At 63.8% G+C, this 24748-nt stretch carries 18 protein-coding genes and 1 tRNA gene; 6 read left to right on the forward strand and 13 right to left on the reverse strand.

The features are described 5' to 3' along the window. Positions 1-86: 86 nt before the first annotated feature. Positions 87-926, reverse strand: a complete 840-nt coding sequence (gene yghU / locus IFT98_RS01680) for a glutathione-dependent disulfide-bond oxidoreductase (protein ID WP_192049491.1) — start codon at positions 924-926, stop codon at positions 87-89. A gap of 271 nt (positions 927-1197) precedes the next feature. On the opposite strand from yghU, the gene IFT98_RS01685 reads away from it, so the two are divergent. The 3 genes from IFT98_RS01685 (at position 1198) to IFT98_RS01695 (ending at position 5398) form a co-directional block, all read left to right on the forward strand. Beyond that, positions 1198-1272, forward strand: a tRNA-Gln gene (locus IFT98_RS01685). 261 nt (positions 1273-1533) lie between these two features. Beyond that, positions 1534-4116, forward strand: a complete 2583-nt coding sequence (locus IFT98_RS01690) for a PAS domain-containing protein (RefSeq protein ID WP_342214113.1) — start codon at positions 1534-1536, stop codon at positions 4114-4116. A gap of 40 nt (positions 4117-4156) precedes the next feature. Continuing rightward, on the forward strand, positions 4157-5398 hold the full coding sequence (locus IFT98_RS01695; protein WP_192049490.1) for a PrpF domain-containing protein: 1242 nt from the start codon (positions 4157-4159) through the stop codon (positions 5396-5398). 37 nt (positions 5399-5435) lie between these two features. On the opposite strand, the gene dctM is transcribed toward IFT98_RS01695, so the two are convergent. From dctM to IFT98_RS01735, 8 genes are all read right to left on the reverse strand, one after another. Continuing rightward, complete coding sequence (gene dctM, locus IFT98_RS01700; protein WP_122479017.1) at positions 5436-6719, reverse strand: C4-dicarboxylate TRAP transporter large permease protein DctM; 1284 nt, start codon at positions 6717-6719, stop codon at positions 5436-5438. Beyond that, the gene (locus IFT98_RS01705; RefSeq protein ID WP_192049488.1) at positions 6719-7351 is read right to left on the reverse strand and encodes a TRAP transporter small permease; all 633 of its coding nucleotides are present in this window, start codon (positions 7349-7351) and stop codon (positions 6719-6721) included. Before IFT98_RS01705 ends, dctM begins: the two co-directional genes overlap by 1 nt. 102 nt (positions 7352-7453) lie before the next feature. Then, a complete protein-coding gene (locus IFT98_RS01710) occupies positions 7454-8452 on the reverse strand; it encodes a TRAP transporter substrate-binding protein (protein ID WP_192049486.1) in 999 nt (332 codons plus the stop codon). A gap of 174 nt (positions 8453-8626) precedes the next feature. After that, positions 8627-9451, reverse strand: a complete 825-nt coding sequence (locus tag IFT98_RS01715; protein ID WP_192049484.1) for an HpcH/HpaI aldolase/citrate lyase family protein — start codon at positions 9449-9451, stop codon at positions 8627-8629. 71 nt (positions 9452-9522) lie between these two features. Beyond that, the gene (locus IFT98_RS01720; protein ID WP_192049482.1) at positions 9523-10722 is read right to left on the reverse strand and encodes a CaiB/BaiF CoA transferase family protein; all 1200 of its coding nucleotides are present in this window, start codon (positions 10720-10722) and stop codon (positions 9523-9525) included. 15 nt (positions 10723-10737) lie between these two features. Next, positions 10738-12087, reverse strand: coding sequence for an MmgE/PrpD family protein (locus tag IFT98_RS01725; protein ID WP_192049480.1), 1350 nt, complete (start codon positions 12085-12087; stop codon positions 10738-10740). 10 nt (positions 12088-12097) lie between these two features. After that, on the reverse strand, positions 12098-13261 hold the full coding sequence (locus IFT98_RS01730) for an acyl-CoA dehydrogenase family protein (RefSeq protein ID WP_192049479.1): 1164 nt from the start codon (positions 13259-13261) through the stop codon (positions 12098-12100). Positions 13262-13295: 34 nt separating this feature from the next. Next, positions 13296-14162 (reverse strand): FAS1-like dehydratase domain-containing protein, encoded by an 867-nt coding sequence (locus IFT98_RS01735; RefSeq protein WP_192049477.1) that lies wholly within the window; start codon positions 14160-14162, stop codon positions 13296-13298. A gap of 119 nt (positions 14163-14281) precedes the next feature. Here IFT98_RS01735 and IFT98_RS01740 point away from each other — a divergent pair, with 119 nt between their 5' ends. The 3 genes from IFT98_RS01740 to IFT98_RS01750 all read left to right on the forward strand — a co-directional run bounded on the left by IFT98_RS01740 (position 14282) and on the right by IFT98_RS01750 (position 19461). Beyond that, positions 14282-15178 carry a LysR family transcriptional regulator gene (locus IFT98_RS01740; protein WP_122479005.1) on the forward strand — a complete coding sequence of 299 codons (897 nt, stop codon included), beginning with the start codon at positions 14282-14284 and terminating at the stop codon, positions 15176-15178. Between the two features lie 116 nt (positions 15179-15294). Continuing rightward, on the forward strand, positions 15295-16650 hold the full coding sequence (gene nhaA, locus IFT98_RS01745; protein ID WP_192049475.1) for a Na+/H+ antiporter NhaA: 1356 nt from the start codon (positions 15295-15297) through the stop codon (positions 16648-16650). Positions 16651-16890: 240 nt separating this feature from the next. Beyond that, positions 16891-19461: a bifunctional diguanylate cyclase/phosphodiesterase gene (locus IFT98_RS01750; protein ID WP_192049473.1), complete on the forward strand. Its 2571-nt coding sequence runs from the start codon at positions 16891-16893 to the stop codon at positions 19459-19461. 1414 nt (positions 19462-20875) lie between these two features. On the opposite strand, the gene IFT98_RS01755 is transcribed toward IFT98_RS01750, so the two are convergent. The 4 genes from IFT98_RS01755 to IFT98_RS01770 form a co-directional block, all read right to left on the reverse strand. Then, positions 20876-22156: a TRAP transporter large permease gene (locus IFT98_RS01755; protein ID WP_192049471.1), complete on the reverse strand. Its 1281-nt coding sequence runs from the start codon at positions 22154-22156 to the stop codon at positions 20876-20878. Further along, positions 22157-22684 (reverse strand): TRAP transporter small permease, encoded by a 528-nt coding sequence (locus IFT98_RS01760; protein ID WP_192049469.1) that lies wholly within the window; start codon positions 22682-22684, stop codon positions 22157-22159. It abuts the gene before it with no gap. Positions 22685-22748: 64 nt separating this feature from the next. Next, a complete protein-coding gene (locus IFT98_RS01765; protein ID WP_192049468.1) occupies positions 22749-23732 on the reverse strand; it encodes a TRAP transporter substrate-binding protein in 984 nt (327 codons plus the stop codon). A 43-nt stretch (positions 23733-23775) separates the two neighbouring features. Continuing rightward, positions 23776-24621, reverse strand: coding sequence for an NAD-dependent epimerase/dehydratase family protein (locus tag IFT98_RS01770; protein ID WP_192049466.1), 846 nt, complete (start codon positions 24619-24621; stop codon positions 23776-23778). Between the last annotated feature and the right edge of the window lie 127 nt (positions 24622-24748).

A 24748-nucleotide genomic window follows, 5' to 3' on the forward strand; every position in this document is an offset into this window, starting at 1 on the left:
GGGTGAGGGCGGACGCGGCTTGCGTCGCTGCTACAGGGATTGCGCAAGCCGCGGCGGGGATGCATGCCCAGGGGCAAGCCCGAGGGTTATTTGAAATCTGCGGCGCTATGACGCTCGGCCACTTGGGTCGCTTCATCGCCCCAGGTGCGGTTGACCCGCTGGCCGCGTTGCACCGCAGGACGTTGGGCGATCTCTTCGGCCCAGCGCTGTAGATGAGGGTACTCCTCGACCGACAGAAACTGCGCCGCATCGTACAGGTTGCCGCGTACCAGTTGCCCATACCAGGGCCAGATGGCGATATCGGCGACGGTGTAGTCATCACCGGCCACATAACGGGTCTTGGCCAATTGCTTGTCCAGCACATCGAGCTGGCGCTTGGCTTCCATGGTGAAGCGGTTGATCGGGTATTCCAGCTTCTCTGGCGCATAGGCGTAGAAATGCCCGAAGCCGCCGCCCAGGTAGGGGGCTGCGCCCATTTGCCAGAACAGCCAGTTCATGGCTTCGGTACGCGCCACGAGGTCTGTGGGTAGAAACGCACCGAATTTCTGCGCCAGATACAACAGGATGGATCCCGATTCGAACACACGCATGCCGCCGCCTTCGCTGCGGTCCAGCAGGGCAGGGATTTTCGAGTTCGGATTGATTTCCACGAAACCACTGGAGAACTGATCGCCGTCGCCGATGCGAATTGGCCAGGCATCGTATTCAGCCTCGGCGTGGCCCATTTCCAGCAGCTCCTCGAGCATGATGCTGACCTTCACACCATTGGGCGTCGCCAGTGAATAGAGCTGCAGCGGGTGCTTGCCCACTGGCAATGGCTGTTCGTGGGTGGCGCCGGCAGTGGGGCGATTGGTCTTGGAGAACTGGCCGCCGGAGTCTGCGTCGTTTTTCCAGACCTTGGGCGGAACGTAGGGGGTAGGGCTCATGCAGTGCGCCTCCTGATGGGCTTGAGATGTGTCTTCACGGTGCTTGAACACCCGTGCCTGACATGGGAAGTAAGTGGTGAAGATAGGACTTGGCCCGGGCCGGTACAGTTCATCCTCGTACCGTTCGGGACCCGTTACAGCACCGTCGAATAGCAACCAGCTGTTTTTCAAGAATATTTGTTGCGCATGGGGTTTCCTGTGGAAAAGAAACCTGATAAATTCCCGCTCGTTCATGCAGAGGCCAGCAATTGGCACTTCTTGCACCGGATACAGGGGCGTCGCCAAGCGGTAAGGCAGCAGGTTTTGATCCTGCCATGCGTTGGTTCGAATCCAGCCGCCCCTGCCATTAACCGGTCACATGAACCAGCCTCCTCGTTCCATCCTCTCTCGACTCACAATATACTGCGCATTGGCCACGTTGCGACCGCTTCTATTGACGGCGCCCCAAACAGTGCTTGGCGAAACGCTCGTGGGCGCTACCCTGGCGTTCTGGTACCACTTGCGTCGGGAACTGCGCGGTCAGGCCACTGCCTATAAGGCATGGCAATGCAACCGTTGATATCACCTTGATAGGGTAGTTGGAGGCGTTCTGAATCACACGACAAACGTGGCAACTGCTTCCCAGGTCGAGCGCCTGCGCCGAGTGTTGGAGGAAGCAGGTTTTGATCTGAGCGACACTCGGACTCATGCCGCGCTGGAACAGCTGCAAGCGTCGGTTGCGCATCCAAGCCTTGCAAGCGATGCCCGTGAACGCGCGGCACTCGAAAATTTCAAGGAAACCCAGGAGCGTTACCGCCTGGCCGTCAAGGCCACCAACGACGCGATCTGGGATTGGGACCTGAGCGGCAATCATGTGGTGTGGAACGAGGCGCTGGAACAGGCCTATGGGCATCGTCTGGCTTCGGTTGAAGCGACAGGGGAATGGTGGATCGAGCACATCCATCCAGATGATCGCGGCCGCGTCGACAGCTCCATCCATGCAGTGATCGACGGCACGCTGTCGGCGTGGTCCGGTGAATACCGTTTCCAGCGACACGACGGCACCTATGCCGAAGTACTCGACCGTGGCCATGTGATCCGCAACGCCGAAGGCGCGGCGGTGCGCATGATCGGCGCGATGCTCGACCTGACCCGCACCCGTGCCGCCGAGAGCGCGCTGCGCGAGAGTGAAGAGCGCTTCCGCAAGATCCTTGAAAACATCGAATCGGCCTTTGCCATCGTCGAGGTGAAGTTCGACGAGCAGGATCTGCCGGTCGATTACCGGTTCCTGGAAGCCAACCCGGCGTTCGAGCGTCAGGCCGGGGTGAACCTGCGTGGGCGCTGGGTGACCGAATTCGCCCCGGACCTGGAGCAGTTCTGGTTCGACACCTATGGCCATGTGGCCAAGACCGGCGAGCCCGCAACGTTCGAGAACTACGCCGAAGCCTTCAAGCGCTGGTTCGATGTGCGTGCGGTCAAGGTTGGTTCCAGCGACGAGCGCATCATTGCCATCATCTTCAGCGACGTCACCGAGCGGCGCAACGCCGAGGAGCGCCTGCGCACCAGCGAGGCCGTGGCTCGGGAAAACATCGAGCGCGTCCAGCTGGCACTGGCGGCCGGGGCCATCATTGGCACCTGGCACTGGCATCTGCCGACCGATCGCTTTGCCGTCGACGAGGGATTCGCCGCCGCGTTTGGCCTGGACCCTACGCTGGGCCGCGAAGGCTTGAGCCTTGAAACGATCGTGGCCACGGTGCATCCCGATGACCGGGAGGAACTGAGTGCCGCCATCAATGAAGTGATCCAGCGCGGCGGCAGTTATTCCCATCAGTATCGCGTACGCCGGGCCGACGGCCACTACTACTGGATCGAAGCCAACGGTCGCGTCGAGAACGATGCCCAAGGCAAGCCACTGCGTTTTCCAGGCGTGCTGATCGACGTCGAAGCGCGTCGCTCGGTCGAGGCCGAGCGCGATCGGGCGCTGTCTGCCTTGCGCGCGCTCAACGATACGCTGGAGCAGCGAGTGACCGAACGCACGGTGAAGCTGATCCAGGCCGAAGAGAAACTGCGTCAGTCGCAGAAAATGGAAGCGGTCGGTCAGCTCACCGGTGGCCTCGCCCATGATTTCAATAACCTGCTGGCGGGCATTTCCGGCGCGCTGGAGCTGATGAGCACGCGCATCGCCCAGGGCCGCTGGATGGAAACCGACAAGTACATCAGCACCGCGCAGGGTGCTACCAAGCGCGCGGCGGCGTTGACCCACCGTTTGCTGGCCTTCTCGCGGCGGCAGACCCTCGACCCTCGACCCACCGACGTCAACGTGCTGATGGAAGGCATGACCGAGCTGATCCAGCGCACGGTAGGCCCCAGCATTCGCGTGGAGACGGTCGGCGCCATCAACCTGTGGCCGACCCTGGTCGATGTCAGCCAGTTGGAAAACGCCCTGCTCAACCTGTGCATCAACGCCCGCGATGCCATGCCCGACGGGGGGCTGATCACCATCGAGACGGCCAACCGCTGGATGGACCGGGAGGCGGCCCGTACCCATGACATTCCCGAAGGGCAATACCTGTCGGTCAGCGTCACCGACACCGGCACGGGCATGTCGCCGGATATCATCGCCAAGGCGTTCGATCCGTTTTTCACCACCAAGCCCATCGGCCAGGGCACAGGCCTGGGCCTGTCGATGATCTATGGCTTCGCCAATCAGTCGGGTGGCCAGGTGCGGATCTATTCCGAGCTGGGGCAGGGCACCACTATGCGCATCTACCTGCCGCGCTATTATGGCCAGGTCGATGACGAACCGCCGGAAACCCGCGAATCACTGGCCGCAGCCGCCCATGCGGGAGAAACCATCCTCGTCGTGGATGACGAACCGACGGTGCGCATGCTGCTGACCGACGTGCTCGGCGATCTGGGCTACACCCTGATCGAGGCGGCAGATAGCCTGGCTGGGCTCAAGGTGTTGCAGTCGGATGTACGCATCGACCTGCTGATCACCGACGTCGGTTTGCCGGGCGGCATGAACGGTCGACAGATGGCCGATGCCGGGCGCGAGGTGCGCGCCGATCTGAAGGTGCTGTTCATCACCGGCTATGCGGAAAATGCGGCGATCGGAAACGGCTATCTGGGGCCGGACATGCAGGTCCTGACCAAACCGTTCGCCATGGACACCCTGGCTGCCAGGGTGCGGGAGCTGATGAGCCCTTGAGCCGCGCGCCCTTAGGCGCGCGCTTTCGCAGGAGTTGCCGATGAACCTACTCTGTACCGCTGCGGCAGATCTGCAACCCGGCTGGCAGTCGCGATTCCGCCTCGGTTCGGTGGAAATCCCCGTGCACTACATGCGTGGTGGTACGTCGACTGGCGTTGTCCTGTGGGAGCCGTTGCTGCCTGCCGACAGCGTGCTGCGCGAGCAGCTTTTGCGCCACTTGATGGGCGTGCCTGCCGTGGGCAGCCACCCCGGCAATCGACAGATCACCGGCCTGGGCCGTGGCCCGGCGACCAGCAATAAGGTCTTCGTGATGAACACTGAACGCGTGGGTGATGCCGTGCGTTTGGTCAGCACCCTGGCGCAGCTGGCCAGCGATCACGCGCAGGTCGACTGGAGCGTCAACTGCGGCAATATGTCCAGTGCATTGCTGCTGTGGGCACTGGACATGGGGCTGGTGGAAGCGTCGGCCGGCGGCCTGTGTGAAGTCGACATTCGCAATACCAACACCGGCGTGATCACCTCGGCGCGCATGCAGCGCGATGCGCAAGGTTGTTTCGTCGAGACGGCGATTCCCGGCGTGATGGGCGAGTACCCGGCGGTCGATCTGTTTCTCCATGCGCCGGTGGGCAACAAGACCGGCGCCCTGCTGCCGACCGGAGCGGTAATCGACCACATCGAGGGCATCGAGGTGTCCTGCGTGGACGTAGCGGTGCCGATGGTCATCGTGGAGGCGCGCAGCCTGGGCAAGACCGGCCATGAACCTGTCGCGACACTGGCGGCCGATCAGGCGTTCATGGCGAAGCTTCGCACCCTGTGGACCCAGGCCGGATTGAAAATGGGCTTGCGCCGCAAGGATGGCATGTTGATGACCGCCGCCGAACTGGCGCGCAGCGAGACCATTCCCAAGGCCTGCATCGTCGCCGCCCCGCGTGACGGCGGCAACATCGCCGTGCGCTACTTCACGCCCCAGACCGGCCACGCCTCCATGGCCGTATCCGGCGGTTGCTGCCTGGCCGCCGCCTGCCTAGTGCCGGGCACCACTGCTCACCGAGCGGCCTCGGGTATTGCCACGCCGGGTGTGTCGTGGGCGGATATCCAGGTCAGCATCGAAAACCCGGCCGGACGCCTGGACACCACCGTGGTCGCTGCGCTGGGCGATGAGCATCTGCAGATCCACAGCGCTGCCTACCGCCGCAGCACGCAGATTCTCATGCGCGGCCATGTGCCGCTGTATGGGGCTTCGAGTGAGCTGCAGCAGGCACTGCTCGCCGTTCGATCCTGAGCCACCGAGCCCTGCAGGGCCCGGCAGCAGCGGGTAGCTACGGCATGCCCAGCCAGTTCGGCAGCGCCAGGGAAATGAACGGCACGTAGGTCACCAGCAGCAGGAACATCAGCAGGATCGACAGCCACGGCAGGGCGGCGCGTATGGTCTGGCCCAGGGTCAGTCCGGTCACGGCCGAGGTGACGAACAGGTTCAGGCCTACCGGCGGATGGACCAGGCCGATCTCCATGTTGACCACCATGACGATGCCCAGGTGAATCGGGTCGATGCCCAGCTCCATGGCGATCGGAAAGAAGATCGGCGCCAGGATCAGAATGATCGCCGAAGGCTCCATGAAGCTGCCGGCCACCAGCAACACGATGTTGACCATGATCAGGAAGCCCAGTGGCGTCAGCCCTTCGGACAGCACCCAATTGGTGATCTGCTGCGGTATCTGTTCGGTGGTCAGCACGTGGGCGAAAAGCATGGCGTTGGCGATGATGAACAACAACATGATCGTCAGGCGGCCCGATTCGAGGAGCACCTTCGGGCATTCGGCAAGGCGCATGTCCTTGTATACGAACAGCGCGATGAACGCCGAGTAGACCGCCGCCACGGCGGCCGCTTCGGTGGGAGTGAACATGCCGCTGTAGATGCCGCCGAGGATGATCACCAGCAACAGCAGGCCCCAGAAGGCACGGCGGGCAGTGCTCAGCCATTCGCGGAAGGTAGCCCTTGGCTGCGCCGGCAGTTTCTTGATCCGCGCAACGATGTAGATCACCACCATCAAGATCACGCCGAGCAGGATGCCCGGAATCACCCCGGCCATGAACAGCTTGCCCACCGAGGTCTCGGTTGCCGCCGAATACACCACCATCACGATCGAAGGCGGGATGAGGATGCCCAGGGTACCGGCGTTGCAGATGATGCCGGCGCCGAACTCGCGTGGATAGCCGGAGCGCACCATGCCGGCTACGGCAATCGAACCGACCGCTGCGACGGTGGCCGGCGACGATCCGGACAGCGCGGCGAACAGCATGCACGCCAGCACCGCAGCGATCGCCAGGCCGCCGCGGATATGGCCCACGCAGGCGTTGGCGAAATCGATCAGCCGTTGTGCCACGCCGCCGGTGGTCATGAAGGCGCCGGATAGCAGAAAGAACGGGATCGCCAGAAAGGTGTAGCTGTCCGAGGTCTCGAACAGTTTGATCGCCAGCGAACTCAGCGAGTCCTGGCTGAACAGCAGGATCGACACCGCGCCGGACAGGCCCAGCGAAATGGCGATGGGCACGCCCAGGAACATGAACACGAACAGCAGCAGGAACAGGCAAATAACGGTCATCAGCGTTGCTCCTCGCCAGGGTGGGCCAGCTTGCTGGCTTCAGCAGCCTCGTCGGCCAGGCCCAGCCCGGTCTGCCGATGACTGTAGATGCGGTACATGATTTCCAGGTAGCGGGCGATGATCAGGGCGAAGCCGATCGGCACGATCAGCGCGATATGACCGACTTCGATGCCGTAGCGATCCAGGTCCTCGGCACCGATGCCGGCCACCAGAACCGCCGACACCCACTTGATGCTGGCGACCAGAAACAGACCGGCATACACCAGGCAGCAGCCGCAGGCGATCATCGCCAGGACACGCTGAGCCGGCTTGCTGGTTTTCTTGACCAGCACGTCGACTCCCAGGTGGCCGGCAGTACGCACGCCATAGGCGATGCCGAAGAAGATCAGCCAGCCGAACAGTGCTTTGGTCAGCGCGATGCTCCAGGTCATTTCCTGGGCGTAACCCATCAGGTGATCACCGATACCGGCGAACAGATCGCTGCTCCACGCCCATTTGTCGCTGAGGACGTAGAACATCGTGTAGAGGTTGTTGAGCGCGACGTAAGTGAACGTCACCAGTGTCATGGCAGCCAGCAGGAAGGCGATCATGCCTTCTTCGAAACGCTCCCAGACTTGCCTGAGCGATTGCATAGGAATTCTCCGAACGTCGTGAAAGCGACCGCCGCCCACCGGGCAGCCGCGCGTCCATCACCGCTGGCCCTGGCCAGCGGATGCAGGGTACGGGACAGGCGCTTAAGAGGCCTTGTTGGAGGCTTCGGCTGCCTTGATCAGGTCGGGTCCGATCTGCTCGGAGAATTTATCCCAGACCGGGCGCATGGCTTCTCGCCATTGCTCACGTTGCTCGGTGGTCAGTGGGTCGATCTCACTGGTCTTGGCATCGATGATCTTCTGCCGGGCGGTCTGGTTCAGGGCCTCAGCCTGCTTGTTCACCTCGACCGTGACCTGGTCCATGAGCGTTTGCAGTTCGCCGCGGACATCGTCGGGCAGGCCGTTCCAGAACTTGGAATTGGTGATCACCATGTAGTCGATCAGACCATGGTTGGTCTCGGTGAAGAACGGCTGGACCTCATGGACCTTCTGGCTTTCGTAGTTGGACCAGGTGTTCTCGGTGCCATTCACGGTGCCGGTCTGCAAGCCCTGATAGACCTCGGCGAAACTCATCTTGCGAGGGTTGGCGCGGATCGCCTTGAACTGCTCTTCGAGCACGCTGGAGGCTTGCACACGGAATTTCAGTCCGCGGGCGTCCTTGGGCAGGATCACCTTCTTGTTCGCCGACAGTTGCTTCAGGCCGTTGTGCCAATAGGCCAGGCCATGAATGCCCTTGTCGTCCATCGAGGTCAACAGTGCCTTGCCCTGAGGCCCCTGCTGGAAGCGATCGACCGCCGCCAGGTCATCGAACAGGAACGGCAGATCGAAGATCTGCACCTGTTTGGTGTAGTGCTCGAACTTGGCCAGCGATGGCGCAAGCATCTGCACGTCGCCCAGCAGCAACGCTTCCATCTCCTTGCCATCGCCGAACAACGAGGAGTTGGGATAGACCTCCACTTTCACCTTGTCCTTGAGTTTGGGGTCGGCGGCCACCAGCTTCTGGAACAGCAGCGCGCCTTGGCCCTTGGGGGTGTTCTCCGCCACCACATGGGCGAACTTGATGACGACGGGATCGGCGGCCTGGGCCAGGGTTGCCATCGAAACGGCGGCGGCGCAGAGCAGCGCCTGGGTCAGCTTGAACATCGAGATCACCTTGTTATTGTTGTAGGACAATCCATTTTCGGCGGCTGTTTCGAGCCCACCGGCCCGATGCAGCGTAGAAGTGTTTTCAGCTTCAGGGTGGCTCAATCGCGCCTGTGGCGAAAATCTGTATTTGCATAACCCGGCGTTCGGCTCCGGCGAACGCCAACGTGCAGGCTAGCCGCCCGGCGATTGCACCAGGCGTCTGGCACGCAGCAGCACCGGTGCGTCGATCATCTGGCCGTCGAACTGGAACGCCCCCGCACCGCCCGCGGCGGCACTGGCCGCCAGCACTGCATGAGCCCATTCGAGCTCCGCTGCACTGGGCGCCAGTGCGGCATGAATGACCGCCACCTGCCTGGGATGAATGCACAGTGCACCGCCGTAGCCGAGGTTGCGCGCGTGTTCGATAGCGCGCCGCAACCCCGGCGCGTCGTCCAGGGCGGCGAACACACCGTCCAGCGGCGGCAGCAGTGCGGCGGCACGCGAGTGCAGTTGCACACTCATGCGGCCCTGATCCAGAAACGCCTCCGCCGCGGGCGTACCGTGGCCCAGGCCCAGGTCCAGGGCCAGGTCCAGACTGCCGAAGCACAGGCGCTGCACCCCGGGGCCGTGAGCGATCGCCTGCAGCGCCAGCAAGCCTTTGGCGCTCTCGATGATCGGCCACAACGGTTTGCCGCTCTGGCAGGCCGTGGTGAGTTGCGCGCAGGTCTCGGTCTTGGGTAGCACCACGCCTGCCACGCCAGGATGGCTCGCGCAGAAGGCCAGGTCGTTGGCGTGCTCGGCATGCCCGGGGGCGTTCACTCGAACCATGACCTGCGCCGTGTCGGTGTGCCGCAGGAAGTGTGCAAGGTGCTCACGCGCGCGGGGTTTGAGTGCTTCTTCCACGGCGTCTTCGAAATCGACGATCACGGCGTCGGCGCCAGCGGCCAGGGCCTTGGCGAAGCGTTCGGGGCGGCTGCCCGGCACGAACAGCGCCGAGCGAAGGGTAGAGGTCGGCATGGCTCGCAATCCCGTGTTGGTCGTGGCACGCCGCGCCAGGGGCGGCGATGCCGAAGGTGCCGGTTGGCGCGTCAGATCACGCCGCTGGCGCTCATCTGCGCCTGTTGATCGGCGGAGTAACCCAGTTCCTCGAGAATCCCTGCTGTGTGCTGCCCCAGCGCGGGCACTGCGTCCATGCGCGGGACGAACGCGGTGCTGCTGGCCGGCGGCAGCAGGGCGGGAAGCTTGCCCGAGGGGCTGTCCACCTCACGCCACCGCTGGCGTGCGGCCAACTGCGGATGCCGCCAGACGCCGGCCATGTCGTTGACCTGGGCATTGGCGATCTGTGCGGCTTCCAGGCGAGCCAGCACCTGTTCGACCGACAGCTGCGCAAAGCTGTCGACGATGATCTGCCGCAGTTCATCGCGGTTGCGCGAGCGTTCGAAGTTGCTGGAAAAGCGCGCGTCATCGGTCAGCGACGCATCCAGCAGCACCTTGTCGCAGAACAGCGCCCACTCACGCTCGTTCTGCAGGCCAAGCATGATGGTCCCGCCTTGCCCGGTCGGGAACGGCCCGTACGGATAGATCGTGGAATGCGCCGCACCGGCGCGTGCGGGCGGTGGCGCACCGTTGTAGGCGTAATACAGCGGATAGCCCATCCACTCCACCAGGCTTTCGAGCATCGACACGTCGATCCGGCTGCCCACCCCAGTCTTGTCGCGCAGCATCAACGCCGAGAGCACCCCGGTGTAGGCGTACATGCCGGCGGCGATGTCGGCGATCGAGCAGCCGGCCTTGGCCCGCTCGTCTTCGCCGGGGCCGCCGGTCACCGAAAGAAAGCCGCCTTCGCTCTGGATCAACAGATCGTAGGCTTTTTTCTTCTCATAGGGGCCGCCTTCGCCGTAGCCGGAAATATCGCAGACTATCAATCGCGGATAACGCGCGTGCAACGCCTCGAACGACAGGCCCATCCGCGCTGCAGCGCCGGGTGCCAGGTTCTGCACCAGCACGTCGGCCTTGCCCAGCAGGCCGTGCAGGACTGCGTCCGCGGCTTGCTGCTTGAGGTCCAGGGTCAGGCTTTCCTTGGAGCGGTTGGTCCAGACGAAATGCGACGCCAGGCCGTCGACACGCTGATCGTAGCCACGGGCAAAGTCACCGCTGCCGGGGCGTTCGATTTTCACCACCCGCGCACCGAGGTCGGCCAGTTGGCGGGTGCAGAACGGCGCGGCGATGGCGTGTTCCAGGCTGACGACGGTGATACCGTCCAGCGGACGCGGATTGAGCTCGGTCATGGGATCACCTGTGGGTCAGAACAAATCGTTCAGGGTCGATGCGTCGCGCAGGTGCCAGATCTTGTCGATCAGCACACGCGCCTGGCTCGCCGTACGTGCACCGGAAAAGGCCAGCAGACGCAGGAACTTGTCTTCCAGTTCTGCGCGCGAAAGGGTATTGCCGGGGTCGCCCTTGGGCTCGTCGATCGCGGCGCTCAAGGTGCGGCCATCGGTGGTGGTAACGACGACCCGTCCCAGCCAGCGCGCGGGGTAGGCGGCGTCGACCTCGCGGTCCAGCTCCATGCTGACCTTCTCTCGGAAGCCGTCGACAGCAGGGTCGGTCAGCGCCAGATCGCGGAACTCGATCAATTGCGCACTGCCGTGTACGGCAATCAGGCCCAATACCGCGCCCATGGAAAACTTGGCCTGGTGCACCGTGCTGGGCTTGACCACCCGTCCGAGCACATCGAGGGCACCCTGGTGGACGCGAGTGACGACCTTGGCGATCTGTTCGTGCTGCAGGCCCTCGCGTTGCATCAAGTGCAGCAAGGCGTCGGCGGCAGGGTGGGTGTGGCGGCACGATGCGTGGAACTTGAACGAGGTCTCCGCCAGCGCCCAGCGGCTGCCGAGCCGATCGTCCAGGCGCGTGGCGTCGGCGTCGCTGGACATGCCGGCGGCCAGGCCTTGCTCGCCTTCGAGGATGTTGCGCGCACCGCTAAGACCGTCTTCGGTCATGTACGCAGCCAGCAAGCCATCGGCAGCAGCCTTGGCGGCGTGCAACTGCTTGGAATCGGCCGCATCGCGCAGGAACTCCCAGAGCCCGGCGGCCTGGGTGCCGGCAGTGCCCAACAGGTTGATGAACTGTTCGCGGTCGAACCCCAGCAGCTTGCCCACGGCCACGGCGGCAGCCAGGGTGCCGACCGTGGCCGTGGTGTGGAAGATCCGGTAGTGGGAGCGGCCCATGAACTCGCCGATGCGGATGCCGGCCTCGTAACCGGCCACGGCCGCCAGCAGCAGCTCGCGCCCGGACTTGCCGCGATCCTGCGCTGCGGCCAGGACGGCGGAAAACACCACCGTGGCCGGGTGCAATACCGAGCTGTTGTGCAGGTCATCCTGCTCGACCAGGTGCGATGCGGCACCGTTCACCAGCGCCGCGAAGTAGGCCGAAGTGCCTTGGCCGCTGCCCAGCATCCTGGCAGGGCCGTCGCCGGGCCCCATGCGCCTCGCATAGCGCTCGAACACGGGAATGGGATGGGCACCCTGGCTGGCCAGCGCCGAGCCCATCCAGTCCAGAAACAGGTCTTCGCAACGGGCGAGGACGGGCTCGGGGATGTGTTCGTAGTGAAGGTCGGCGAGAAAGGTGGCCAAACGGTGCGTGGCGTTCATCGACGGTTCCTCAGAAACTGCGTGGCAATTCGAGCAGATGCTCGGCCACGTAGGACAGGATCAAATTGGTGGAGATCGGCGCGACCTGGTACAGGCGGGTTTCGCGAAACTTGCGCTCGACGTCGTATTCACAGGCGAAACCGAAGCCGCCATGAGTCTGCAGACAGGCATTGGCGGCCTCCCACGAAGCCTTGGCCGCCAGGTACTTGGCCATGTTGGCGCTGGCGCCGGCGTTCTGCCCGCTGTCATATTCGGCACAGGCGCGCCAGCGCATCAGGTCAGCTGCTTCGATCTCGATGTGCGCTTCGGCAATCGGGAACTGCACGCCCTGGTTCTGTCCGATCGGCCGGCCGAAGACCACTCGATCGCGGGCGTAGGCACTGGCCTTTTCGATGAACCAGCGACCATCGCCGATGCATTCGGCGGCGATCAGCGTACGCTCGGCATTGAGGCCGTCGAGGATATAGCGAAACCCCTTGCCTTCTTCGCCGATGAGGCTGTCGGCGGGCAGTTCGAGGTTGTCGAAGAACAGCTCGTTGGTCTCGTGGTTGACCATGTTGGCGATCGGCTGGACGGTCAGCCCCTTGCCGATCGCTTCACGCAGATCGACCAGGAAGATCGACATGCCTTCGGATTTCTTCGTCACCTGGGCCAGCGGCGTAGTCCGCGCCAGCAGAATCATCAGGTCCGAATGCTGCACTCGGGAAATCCACACCTTCTGCCCATTGATGACGTACTTGTCGCCCTGGCGCACGGCGGTGGTCTTGATCTTGGTGGTGTCGGTGCCGGTGGTCGGCTCGGTCACCGCCATCGATTGCAGGCGCAATTCGCCACTGGCCAGCTTGGGCAGGTAGTGGCGCTTCTGCGCCTCGCTGCCGTGGCGCAGCAAGGTGAACATGTTGTACATCTGCCCATGCACGGTGCCCGAGTTGCCGCCGCAGGCGTTGACCTCTTCGAGGATCACCGAGGCCTCGGCCAGGCCCAGGCCCGAGCCACCGTATTCGCTGGGAATCATCGCCGACAGCCAGCCGGCATCGGTCAGGGCCTTGACGAAGGTTTCGGGGAAGCCCTTGTCCTCGTCGATCTTGCGCCAGTAGGCAGCGTCGAATTCTGCGCACAGGGCACGAACGCCCTCGCGGATGGCATTGAGGTCTTCTTCATCGTAGACGGGCATGGCGTGGTTCTCGGAGTCGATGATGGGTTCGCGGTCAGTGGCCGGACTGGGGCGTGGCGCTGGAATCGAAGGTGACATCGGCGCTTTGCGCGACGCCGGCCTCGTTGCCGGCCCACAGCCGCGCCTTGCCCTCTTCGAGCAGGCAGCCGCCGAGCTGGAACGGGGTGGGTAGGGTCAAGGGGCGTACGCCGCGGTAGGCGAAGTGGCGCACACGCTTTCGAGGGTTGGCGCGGATGAAGCTGCGCAGCAGCAACGTGGCGATCAGCGGCCCGTGCACCACCAGGCCAGCGTAGCCTTCGACGCCGGTCACGTAGGGGTGGTCGTAATGAATCCGATGGCCGTTGAAGGTGACGGCCGAGTAGCGAAACAGCAGGGTCGGGGTCGGCGCTACGGTTTCACTCCACTGCGCAGCGACCGGTGCAGGGTCACTGGACAGTTTGGGAGGATTCGGCTCGCGGTAGACGATGTCCTGTTCTTCGCGCAGGCACAGGCGGCCACCCTGGGTGTAGTCGTGGCGCACGGTGACGAACAGCAAAGCGCCGGTGTGGCCGTGCTTCTCCTCGATACGCAGGATGGTCGACAGGCGCTCGGCAGCGCTGCCGACCGTCAGGGGCTGGATGAACTCCAGACGGCCACCGGCCCACATGCGGTTGCGATTGTCGGCGGCGGGCAGAAAGCCGCCGCGCAGCGGGTGGCCATCCGTGCCCAGCTGGTTTTCCGCAACCGGCGCCTGGAAAAAGCACCACTGCCACAGGGGCGGCAGCGGCTCGCCGTCTGTTGGCGCAGGTTCGCCGAAGGTCGCGGCGATGCGCTCGGCGATGTTCTGGCTGAGCACATCGTGCGCCTGCTCGGTGCGGCCCATCCAGGCGCTGTAGTCGATGGCTGAATCTGATGCGCTCATGGGTGCCCTCTGCTTTTTTGTTGTGCAGCGATGATGCGAGGGCCGAGGCATTCTGTGAATTTGCATTTGCGTAAGGCGGCGTTCATATTTGCCGAACGCTTGAAGGTAGGAGCCCCACCATGCATTTCGACCTGGCCGACCTGCGCCTTTTCATCCATATCGGCGAATCACCCAGCCTGACCCAGGGCGCGCGCCGGGCGTTCCTCTCGCCGGCTGCGGCCAGTGCGCGGATCAAGGCACTGGAGCAGCAACTGGATACGCGCCTGTTGTACCGCGACAGCCGCGGCGTGGAGCTCACGCCGGCAGGGCAGAAGCTGCTCGTGCATGCCCGGCTGATCATGCGTCAGGTCGACTACCTCAAGGCCGACTTCACCCACCTGGGCGCCGACTCGGCCGGGCACATCCGCATCTTCGCCAACACCACGGCGGTGACCGAATTCCTCCCCGAAGTGCTGGCCGGCTTTCTCGCCCGGCGGCCCGGGGTAAGCGTAGATCTGCAGGAGCGCCTGTCGCGCGACATCGTTCGCGGCGTGCTCGACGGCAGTACCGACATGGGCATCATCGCCGGCCCGGTCGAAGCGGCGGGGCTGCAGGTGATGCATTTCAGCACCGACCGCCTGGTGCTCACCGTGCCTGTGGGGCACGAACTGGCTCAGTGCAAGCGCATCAGCCTGAAACAGACCCTGGCGTTTCAACACATTGCCCTGCATGAAGGCAGCACCTTGCTCAGCTTTTTGCGTGAACACGTCGAGCGAATCGGCCAGGGGCTGTCGCTGCGCATCCAGGTGTCGAGCTTCGAAGCGATCTGCCGGATGGTCGAGGCAGGGGTTGGCATCGGTATCATTCCGGAATCGGCGGCCCTGCGGCACAGCCGCACCATGCGCCTGGTGACCATCGAACTGGACGAGCCCTGGGCGATACGCGAGCGCAGCATTCTGGTACGCGAGCTCGAGGCGTTGCCCGGTACGGTTCGCGCACTGATCGCCACTTTGATGCCGACACCGGTGCCGGATTGAGATGATGCGTTGCAACTTGGCCTCAGGCTTTCTATCATCGCCGCGGGTGCACCGCTGCATACGGCAGGGGGCAGGTTAAAGTTCAGCGTTGGTCGGGCCGCCAGCGGAGAGTTACCGTGCCTGCAAAAAGACCGGCGACACCTGCCATTCCCCGTCCTCAACAGCTCACCGAACGCGCCCTGGCGGCGCTCGAACGCTTCTCGCACATCGAAGCCGTCAGCGGCATCGTGTTGCTGCTCGCCGCGATCACCGCACTGGTCTGGGCCAACAGCTCGGTCGGTGATTCCTACGAGCACTTCTGGCATACCCAGGTCACCTTGGGCCTAGGCGATTTCAGCGTTTCGCAGTCCCTGCATTTTCTGGTCAACGATGGCCTGATGACCATTTTCTTTCTGGTGGTGGGTGCCGAGATACGCCAGGAAATCAAGGATGGCGCGCTGGCCAACCTGCAGCTGGCAGCCCTGCCGCTGGGTGCGGCACTGGGTGGCGTGCTGATGCCTGCCTTGCTCTACCTTGCCCTCAACCACGGCACTCCGGCCAGTGCCGGCTGGGCAGTGCCGACCGCCACCGACATCGCCTTCGCCGTCGGCGTGCTGGCGCTGCTGGGTAAATCCATTCCCGCCAGCGTGCGGATCCTGCTGCTGGCCCTGGCGATCATCGACGATATCGTCGCCATCCTGATCATCGCGGTGTTCTATACCGCCAGCCTCGACTACCTGGGTCTGCTGGTGGCCGTGGCCGGGTTGCTGCTGGTGCTGCTGTTCCAGCGCATGGGCATCAGCAAGGCGTATGCCTATGTGTTGCCGGGCGCGATCGTCTGGTTCGGCCTGCTCAAGACGGGCGTGCATCCCACCCTGGCCGGGGTGATTCTGGGCTTGATGACGCCGGTCTATTCCAAGCCGATGAGCGAGCGCCCGGTGGATATCATCCGCCGAAACTTCAACGAGCTGATGGAACGCTTCACCCCCGGCACGGACAACCGCGAGGCGGTGGCCGAGCCGCTCAGGCAATTGCGTGATGCGCAGCGTGAAGTGCTGCCGCCGGTGCAGCGGATACAGGTCGGGCTGCACCTGTGGGTGGCGTTCGGCGTCATGCCGCTGTTTGCCCTGGCCAATGCCGGGGTCAGTTTCGCCGGCGCCAACCTCAGTGACGCGGTGTCGCAGCATGTGTTTGGCGGTGTGATGCTGGCCCTGGTGCTGGGCAAACCGCTGGGCGTGCTGCTGATGAGCTTTCTGCTGGTCAGGCTGAACATCTGCAGGCTGCCCGAGGGTGTGACCTGGAGTGGGGTAGGGTTGGTCGGTCTGCTCGCCGGGATCGGCTTCACCATGTCGATCTTCATCGCTTCGCTGGCGTTCTCCGACCCGACCCTGCTGGCTTCGGCCAAGCTCAGTGTGCTGGCGGCCTCGACAGTGGCGGCGGTGCTGGGTCTGGTCTGGGGCAAGCTCACGTTCGGCAAGAAGCGGCCTGCGTGAAATCGAAGGCCTGAGTTTGCGTTCGCCTTGGTGAAAGGCCTGAGCTTGTTCTGGCTATTCTGGGAGCGGGCTCTGCCCGCGAAGAGGCCAGCGTGGACCTCTTCGCGGGCAGAGCCCGCTCCCACATGAATCTGCTGCAGCCCGCATGAGTCTGCTTTGGCAAGAGTTTGCGTGTTCATGGAAGCTCGCGGCTGGCCGATAGCCCTGTATCGGTTCCGCGCATTCTCTTTCAGGCCACTCATGCTCAAGTCCAGCTTCACCTCTCCGGCATCCTCCGCCAGGCCCGCGAGCAGTACCTCCCTGGCGCAGGCCTCGTTGGTCACCTTTTGCGCCAGTCTCACCGTGGTCTTTGCACTGGCGGTCGCTCTGTCCCTGTATTTCGCCCACGGTCTGGATCGCACCGAGCGCGTCCAGGGTCAGTCGATGGTACAGAAAAGCATCGAGGCCGAACGCCGGCTCCTGCAACTGACCATCAAGGACTACTCGTTCTGGGGTGAGGCCTATCGGCACCTGCACCTCAAGGTGGACATGGAATGGGCCTACGTGCGGGAAAACTTCGGTCCGGCGTTGTACGACGATTTCGGCTACCAGGCCGCGTTCGTCATAGGGCCGGGCAACCGCTCGGTGTATGCCGTGATCGACGGCAAGTATGAAACCATAGCGGCTGCGGATTGGCTGGGCCGCCCCGTCGATGAGTGGGTCGCCGCCGCGCGCGGCCTGGCCGACGACGAAAAAGTCTTCACGATGCTGACCAGCCTGGCCGGTACCCCAGCCCTGGTGGTGGCGGCAGCAATCACACCCAGCACCGACCCTACGGTGCAGACCGACGACCGGCCGCCGTCAGTCATGCTGGTGGTCAATCGTCTCGATCCGCAGCGGCTTCAGGCGCTGGGCGAGAACATGGGCCTGCGCGGGCTGCGTGTGGCTCGTGCCGACGATGCCACGGCCGCCCATGCACGGCTCGAAGCCGAGCACGGCACCAGCCTGGACCTGCAATGGGACGCGGCAAGGCCTGGGCGGCAGATGATCATCGTGGTGTTGCCCCTGATCATTCTGGCGACGCTGATCATCCTCGGCATGACCTGGGTCATGTTGCGGCGCAATACCCGCGCTGCGCGCGCCCTGGACGGCAGCCACGAACTGCTGCGCGACAGCCAGGTGGCGCTGGCGCTGAGCGAGTCGCGCTTTCGCGACGTGGCCGAAGCCAGCTCCGACTGGATCTGGGAAACCGACGGCGAAGGTCATGTCACCTACCTGTCCGATCGCTTCGAGACGGTCACTGGCGTGGGCAAGGCGCAATGGCTGGGCATCTCGATCGACGACCTGGTGGAATTGCCCCAGGGCACGCTCCTGGCGTGGTTGCGCGGCAATCCAGGGCAGGGCAACCTGACCACCGAATGCAGCTATATGGACGTGCACCAGCAACGGCGTACCGCGCTGATCGCTGCGCGGACCATCGGCGATCAAGGCTTTCGGGGTACCGCCACCGATGTCACCGAGGAGATCGAAGCGCGGCGAAGGGTCGAGTACCTGTCGCGCCATGACGTGCTGACCGGCTTGCCCAACCGCAGCCAGCTGCGCGACTACCTGGAAAGCCGTCTGGAAAACGCGCTCGCCGCCCGCCAGCCCCTGGTCATGCTGACCATCGACCTGGATCGCTTCAAGCCGGTCAACGATCTGCTCGGCCATGCGACCGGCGACCGCGTGCTGTACCAGATCGGCGAGCGCATCAGGCAATGCGTGCGCAGCCAGGACATCGTCGCCCGGGTCGGTGGCGACGAGTTCGTCATGGTCGTGGCGGGCGCGGTCGGGCATGCCGAGATCGAGGCACTGTGTCGACGGCTGATCGAGCTGATCGAGCAGGTCATCGAGGTCGACGATCATGATATCCATGTCAGCGCCAGTATCGGCATTGCCGTGTCGCCGGGCGATGCGGCGCACGCCCCTGAACTGCTGCGCTATTCGGACATCGCCTTGTACGAGGCGAAGGCGAGCGGGCGCGGCACCTGGCGTTTCTATGATGGCGACATGAATGAGCGGATCATCGAGCGTCGGCGTCTGGAAAGCGACCTGCGCTATGCCATCAAGCATGGCGAGTTACGCCTGCAATACCAGCCGCGCTTCCGTATTGCCGACGGCCAGATGGTCGGGGCCGAGGCGCTGGTGCGCTGGCAGCATCCACAGCGTGGCCTGCTGGCGCCCGATGCATTCATTCCGATCGCCGAAGACACGGGCTTGATCACCGCACTTGGCGACTGGGTGATGAACGCGGCCTGCCGACAGGCCAGTCAATGGCCCGAAGAGCTGTTCGTGTCGGTCAACGTATCGTCCAAGGAATTCCAGGGCGGACAGCTGGTGGAGCGGGTCAAGGCCGCCTTGTTGCGGTCGGGTCTGGCGGCGGCGAGGCTGGAGCTTGAGGTTACCGAAAGCGTGATGCTCGAAGATGCCGACAATGCGTTGACCCTGATGCGAGCGCTGAAGGGTTTGGGCGTACGGCTGGCCATGGATGATTTCGGCACCGGCTATTCATCGCTGAGCTACCTGCGCACGTTTCCCTTCGATGGGCTCAAGATCGACCGCAGTTTCGTCGGCAGGCTGGGCGACAGCCAGCCCGACCTGGCCATCATCGAGGCCGTGATCGGCCTGGGGCGGGCACTGTCGCTGACAGTGACGGCCGAAGGCGTGGAAACGCAGGAGCAGCTGCAACTGCTGGACTCGGTGGCGTGCGACGAGGGCCAGGGTTATTACCTGAGTCGACCCCTGGACAGCGCGCGGTTCGAAGAGCTGCTGCTGGCCAGTTGTTCGCAATGATCGACCAGGCCGACCATCCAAAGCCAGCTGGTATCGCAGGCACCGCCGACGCGGCTTGCGCCGCTGCTACAGGGACTGCGGTGGTGTGTGGGGGCGCCTGCACTCTCCGTGGGAGCGGTCATCGGCCGCGAAGGGGCACTGCGGATTATCTGGCACACCACGGCGACAGCTTCGCGGCCGCAGACCGCTCCCACGAAGGCCCTCGAGGAACGCCTCCATCCCCTGTAGCAGCGGCGCAAGCCGCGTCCGGCCACGCCGCGGTGTAACAGCCGGATAGCATGCACCGCCGACGCGGCTCGCGCCGCTGCTACAGGGGCTGCGGGAGTGTGTGGGGCGCCTGCACTCTTCGTGGGAGCGGTCATCGGCCGCGAAGGGGCACCGCGGATTATCTGGCACACCGCGGCGACAGCTTCGCGGCCACAGACCGCTCCCACACGGGCCCTGCAGGAACGCCTCCATCCCCTGTAGCAGCGGTGGTGTGTGGGGGCGCCTGCACTCTCCGTGGGAGCGGTCATCGGCCGCGAAAGGGCCCTGCGGATTATCTGACACACCGCAGCGACGGCTTCGCGGCCACAGACCGCTCCCACGGAGGCCCCTGAGGAACGCCTCCATCCCCTGTAGCAGCGGGGCAAGCCGCGTCCGGCCACGCCGCGGTGTGACAGCCGAACCGCATGCACCGCCGACGCGGCTTGCGCCGCTGCTACAGGGCTGCGGTGGTGTGGGGGGCGCTTGCACGCTCCGTGGGAGCGGTCATCGGCCGCGAAGGGGCACTGCGGATTATCTGGCACACCGCGGCGCCGGCTTCGCGGCCACAGACCGCTCCCACACGGGCCCTGCAGGAACACCTCCGTCCCCTGTAGCAGCGGCGCAAGCCGCGTCCGGATACGCCGCGGTGTGACAGACGGACCGCATGCACCGCCGACGCGGCTCGTGCCGCTGCTACAGGGGCTGCGGTGGTGTGTGGGGGCGGCTGCACTCTCCGTAGGAGCGGTCATCGGCCGCGAAGGGGCACCGCGGATTATCTGGCACACCGCAGCGACGGCTTCGCGGCCACAGACCGCTCCCACGGAGGCCCTCGAGGAACACCGCCGTCCCCTGTAGCAGCGGTGGTGTAGGGGGATGTGCGTGATGAGCCCTCCGTCGCCAGCAGCCTTTGTGGGAGCGGTCATCGGCCGCGAATGGGCGCTGCGGATTATCTGGCACACCGCAGCGACAGCTTCGCGGCCACAGACCGCTCCCACGGAGGCCCTCGAGGAACGCCTCCGTCCCCTGTAGCAGCGGGGCGAGCCGCGTCCGGATACGCCGCGGTGTGACAGCCGAACCGCATGCACCGCCGACGCGGCTCGCGCCGCTGCTACAGGATTTCAGTGCATCGGTTCGCTGCGGGGTGTTGAACACCCTGCAGCACTTGGATTTACAACACCATGCTCGGCAGCCACAGGGAAATGGCCGGAATGTAGGTGACCAGCATCAACACCATGAACAGCGCCAGGTAGAACGGCAGCAGCGCCTTGACCGTGGCTTCGATGGTCACCTTGCCGACCGCCGCACCGACGAACAGCACCGCGCCCACCGGCGGCGTGATTAGGCCTATCCCCAGATTGACCAGCATGATCATGCCGAAATGCACCGGATCCACACCCACGCTGACGATCACCGGCAACAGGATCGGTGTCAGGATCAAGATCAGCGGCGCCATGTCCATGATCGTGCCCAGCATCAGCAGCATCACGTTGATGCACATCAGGATCACGTAGCGGTTGTCCGACAGCGTCAGGAACGCCGTGGTGATCTTCATCGGGATTTCCATCAGCGTCAGGATGTACCCGAAGCTGGCGGCGAAGCCGATCAGAATCATCACGATGGAAATGGTCCGTGCCGCCCGGTGCATCAGCTTGGGCAGGTCGCGCCACTTGTAGTCGCGGTAGATGAACATGGTGACGAAGAACGACCAAAGCACGGCAATCGCTGCCGACTCGGTCGCGGTGAACACGCCCGAGAGGATGCCGCCGAGAATGATCACCAGCGCCATCATTCCCCACAACGCCTCACCGGCGATCTTCAGCGCCTGGCGCATCGGAATGACTTCGCCCTTGGGATAGTTGCGCTTGCGCGCAAAGATCATGCACAAGCCCATCATCACCGCACTGAGCAACAGCCCCGGCATGATCCCGGCCATGAACAGCGAAGCGATCGACACCGAGCCGCCGGCGGCCAGCGAGTACAGCACCGAGTTGTGGCTCGGTGGCGTCAGCAGGGCCTGGACCGAACCACTGACGGTAACGGCCGTGGAAAAATCGCGCGGATAGCCGGCGCGTTCCATTTCCGGAATCAAGACCGAACCCACCGATGCGGTATCGGCGACCGACGAACCTGAGATGGCCCCGAAAAAGGTCGAAGCGACGATGTTGACCAGCGACAGGCCTCCGCGCACGAAACCCACCAGCACGCCGGCGAAGGCCACCAGCCGGCGTGACATGCCGCCTTCGGCCATGATCGCACCCGCCAGCACGAAGAACGGAATGGCCAGCAGCGAGAATTTGTTCACCCCACCGGCAATCTGGATCATCAGGGCGTCGGCCGGGATGTCGATCCACCAGGCACCGATCAACGCCGACAGGCCCAGCGCATAGGCCACCGGCATGCCCACCAGGATCAAGGCGATGAAGCTGCCCAACAGTATGAGAGCATCCATTTACGCGGCACCTTCACTGGCTTCTACGACGTCGAACCGCATCACGGCGCGGTGGCTCTGGTCACCCAGGAACAGCTTCTCGAGGATGAATACCAAAGTCACGATGCCGCCGATCGGGATGGGCAGGTAGGAAATGCCTACCCGCATGGAAGGAATTTCACCCAGGTACTGGTTCCAGGTGTTGGCGCACAGCTTGAAGCCCTTGAAGATCATGAACAGCGCGACCACCGCCATCAGGAGCTGAACCGCGAATGCCGCCACTCGGCGAATCTGCGCCGGCATGCGGTCCACGGCCATGGCTACCGCCATGTGTGCGCCGGCGCGGTAGCTGGCGGCGGCGCCGAAGAAGGTGAAGACCACCATCAGCAGGATCGCCACAGGCTCCGGCCAGCTGGAACCGCTGCCCAGTGCGTAGCGGGTAAAGATGCCCCATGGAATGATCAGGGTCATGGTCAGGACCGACAAGCCGGCGATCCCGATGCACACCCGGTAAAGCAGGTCGTTGAAACGCAGCACAGTGTTTTTCATGAGGCTCACCCAGCGGCGGGGGAGCGGGCACATGCCCGGTCCCCCGTGGTGTTGACGGACAGGCTTACTTGACGGCTTCGATGCGGGTGATCAGCTCTTTGTACGGCGCGCCATACTTGTCGCGTACTGGCTGGGTCGCATCGTAGAACGCTTTCTTCTGCTCGGGCGTCAGGGTGATGAACTCCACGCCACCGGCCTTGAGCTTGGCTTCGGCTTCGCTGGATTTCTTGTCCCACAGCACGCGCTCTTCCATCTGTGCTTCGCGGGAGAGCTTTTTCACCAGCGCCTGTTGCTCGGGGGTGAGCTTGTTCCAGGTGATCTTCGACATCACGATCGGCTCGGGGAGGATCAGGTGTTCGGTGAGCGTGTAGAACTTGGCGTTCTGGTAGTGGTTGTGTTCGAGCATGGTCGGCGGGTTGTTCTCGGCGCCGTCGATCACGCCGGTCTGCAGGGCGCTGAAGATCTCGCCGGTGGCCATGGCGATGCCGTTGCCGCCCATCTGGTTGATGGTGTCGATGAACACCGGGTTGCCTTGCACGCGGATCTTCATGCCCTTGAGGTCACCGATCTGCCGTACCGGCTTCTTGGTGTAGAGGTTGCGCGTACCGCCATCCATCCAGCCCAGCGCGACCAGGTTGAATTCGGAGTTGGTGATCTTGTCGAGAATCTCCTGACCGATCTCGCCGTCGATGATGCTGCGCATGTGGGCCTGGTCGCGAAAAATGAACGGCAGGTTGAACACGTTCACGTCCGGTACTACCGGGCCGACGATGCCCAGGCTCACGCGAGTCATCTGCACCGCGTTGCTCTGCACCTGCTCGACCACTTCCTTCTCGGAGCCCAGGACACCGCCTGCGAACATCTTGAAGCTGATCTCGCCCTTGCTCTGCTCTTCGAGTTTCTTGCCCATGGCCTGCTCGGCCACCACCGGCGGGTAGCCGGCCGGGTGCACTTCGGCGAACTTGATCTTGATCTCGGCTTGCGCCAGCCCGGACAGGCAGAAGGCGAGCGGGAGGGCGGCTACGAGTAACGTGCGTTTGAAATCCATGGAATAGCTCCAGCGTTGTTGTTGTTTTAAAGTCGCAAAGGATTCAGTTGTCGCCAAACGGCCCGGCGGCAACGAAGGCGCCGCCCTGATAGACCCTCGCCGGGTCGTCGGCGGCAGGCATCGGCTGGGCTTCGATCTTGTCGCGGAACACTTCCGAGCTGTCCTTGGGTGTGAAGCCCAGGTGCGCGGCAAAGCGGTTGTCCCACCACAGATCGCGGTTGGCCGAGGCGCCATAGACCACTGTGTGGCCGACATCCGGGGTGAACAGGCTCAGCTCGATGAGGCGGGTCAGGTCGTCGAAACTGAGCCAGGTGCTCATCATCCGGCGATTGGCTGGCTCGGGAAACGAGGAGCCGATGCGGATGCTGACGGTTTCGATGCCGTAGCGATCGAAGTAGAACGTCGCGAGGTCTTCGCCGTAGGACTTGGACAAACCGTAATAGCTGTCCGGACGCCGGGGCGAGTGGGCGTCGATGGTCTGGTCCTGCTTGTAGAAACCGATCACATGGTTGGAACTGGCGAACACCACGCGCTTGACGCCATGCCGGCGCGCGGCTTCGTAGATGTGGAAGACCCCGCAGATATTGGGCCCCAGGATGTCTTCGAACGCGTGCTCCACCGACACCCCGCCAAAATGCACGATGGCGTCCACGCCTTGCACCAGCTCGTGCACTGCCTGCTTGTCGGCGAGGTCGCACAACTGGAATTCTTCCTGGGTATCGGAACGAGTAGCTGTATCGGTAGAGGCGGGAAGCGGGACGATGTCGGAGAGCCGCAGGGTGCGGGCGAAGGGTTTCAGACTTTCTCGGAGCACCTTCCCCAGACCGCCGGCGGCGCCGGTCAGGAGAAGGCGATCGAAGGGATTCTGGACGGAGTGAGTGCCTGTCATGAGCGAGTCCTTTTATCGTTATTATTTTGTCATCTGTTGTCGTATGACTTATTTCGGATTATCGGCAGCTCTCGGCGATCTTGTCAACGCGACTAATGTAGAAATACACCAAGGTCGAATGCCGCTT

Source organism: Pseudomonas sp. CFBP 8770 (assembly GCF_014841705.1).
Taxonomy (GTDB): domain Bacteria; phylum Pseudomonadota; class Gammaproteobacteria; order Pseudomonadales; family Pseudomonadaceae; genus Aquipseudomonas.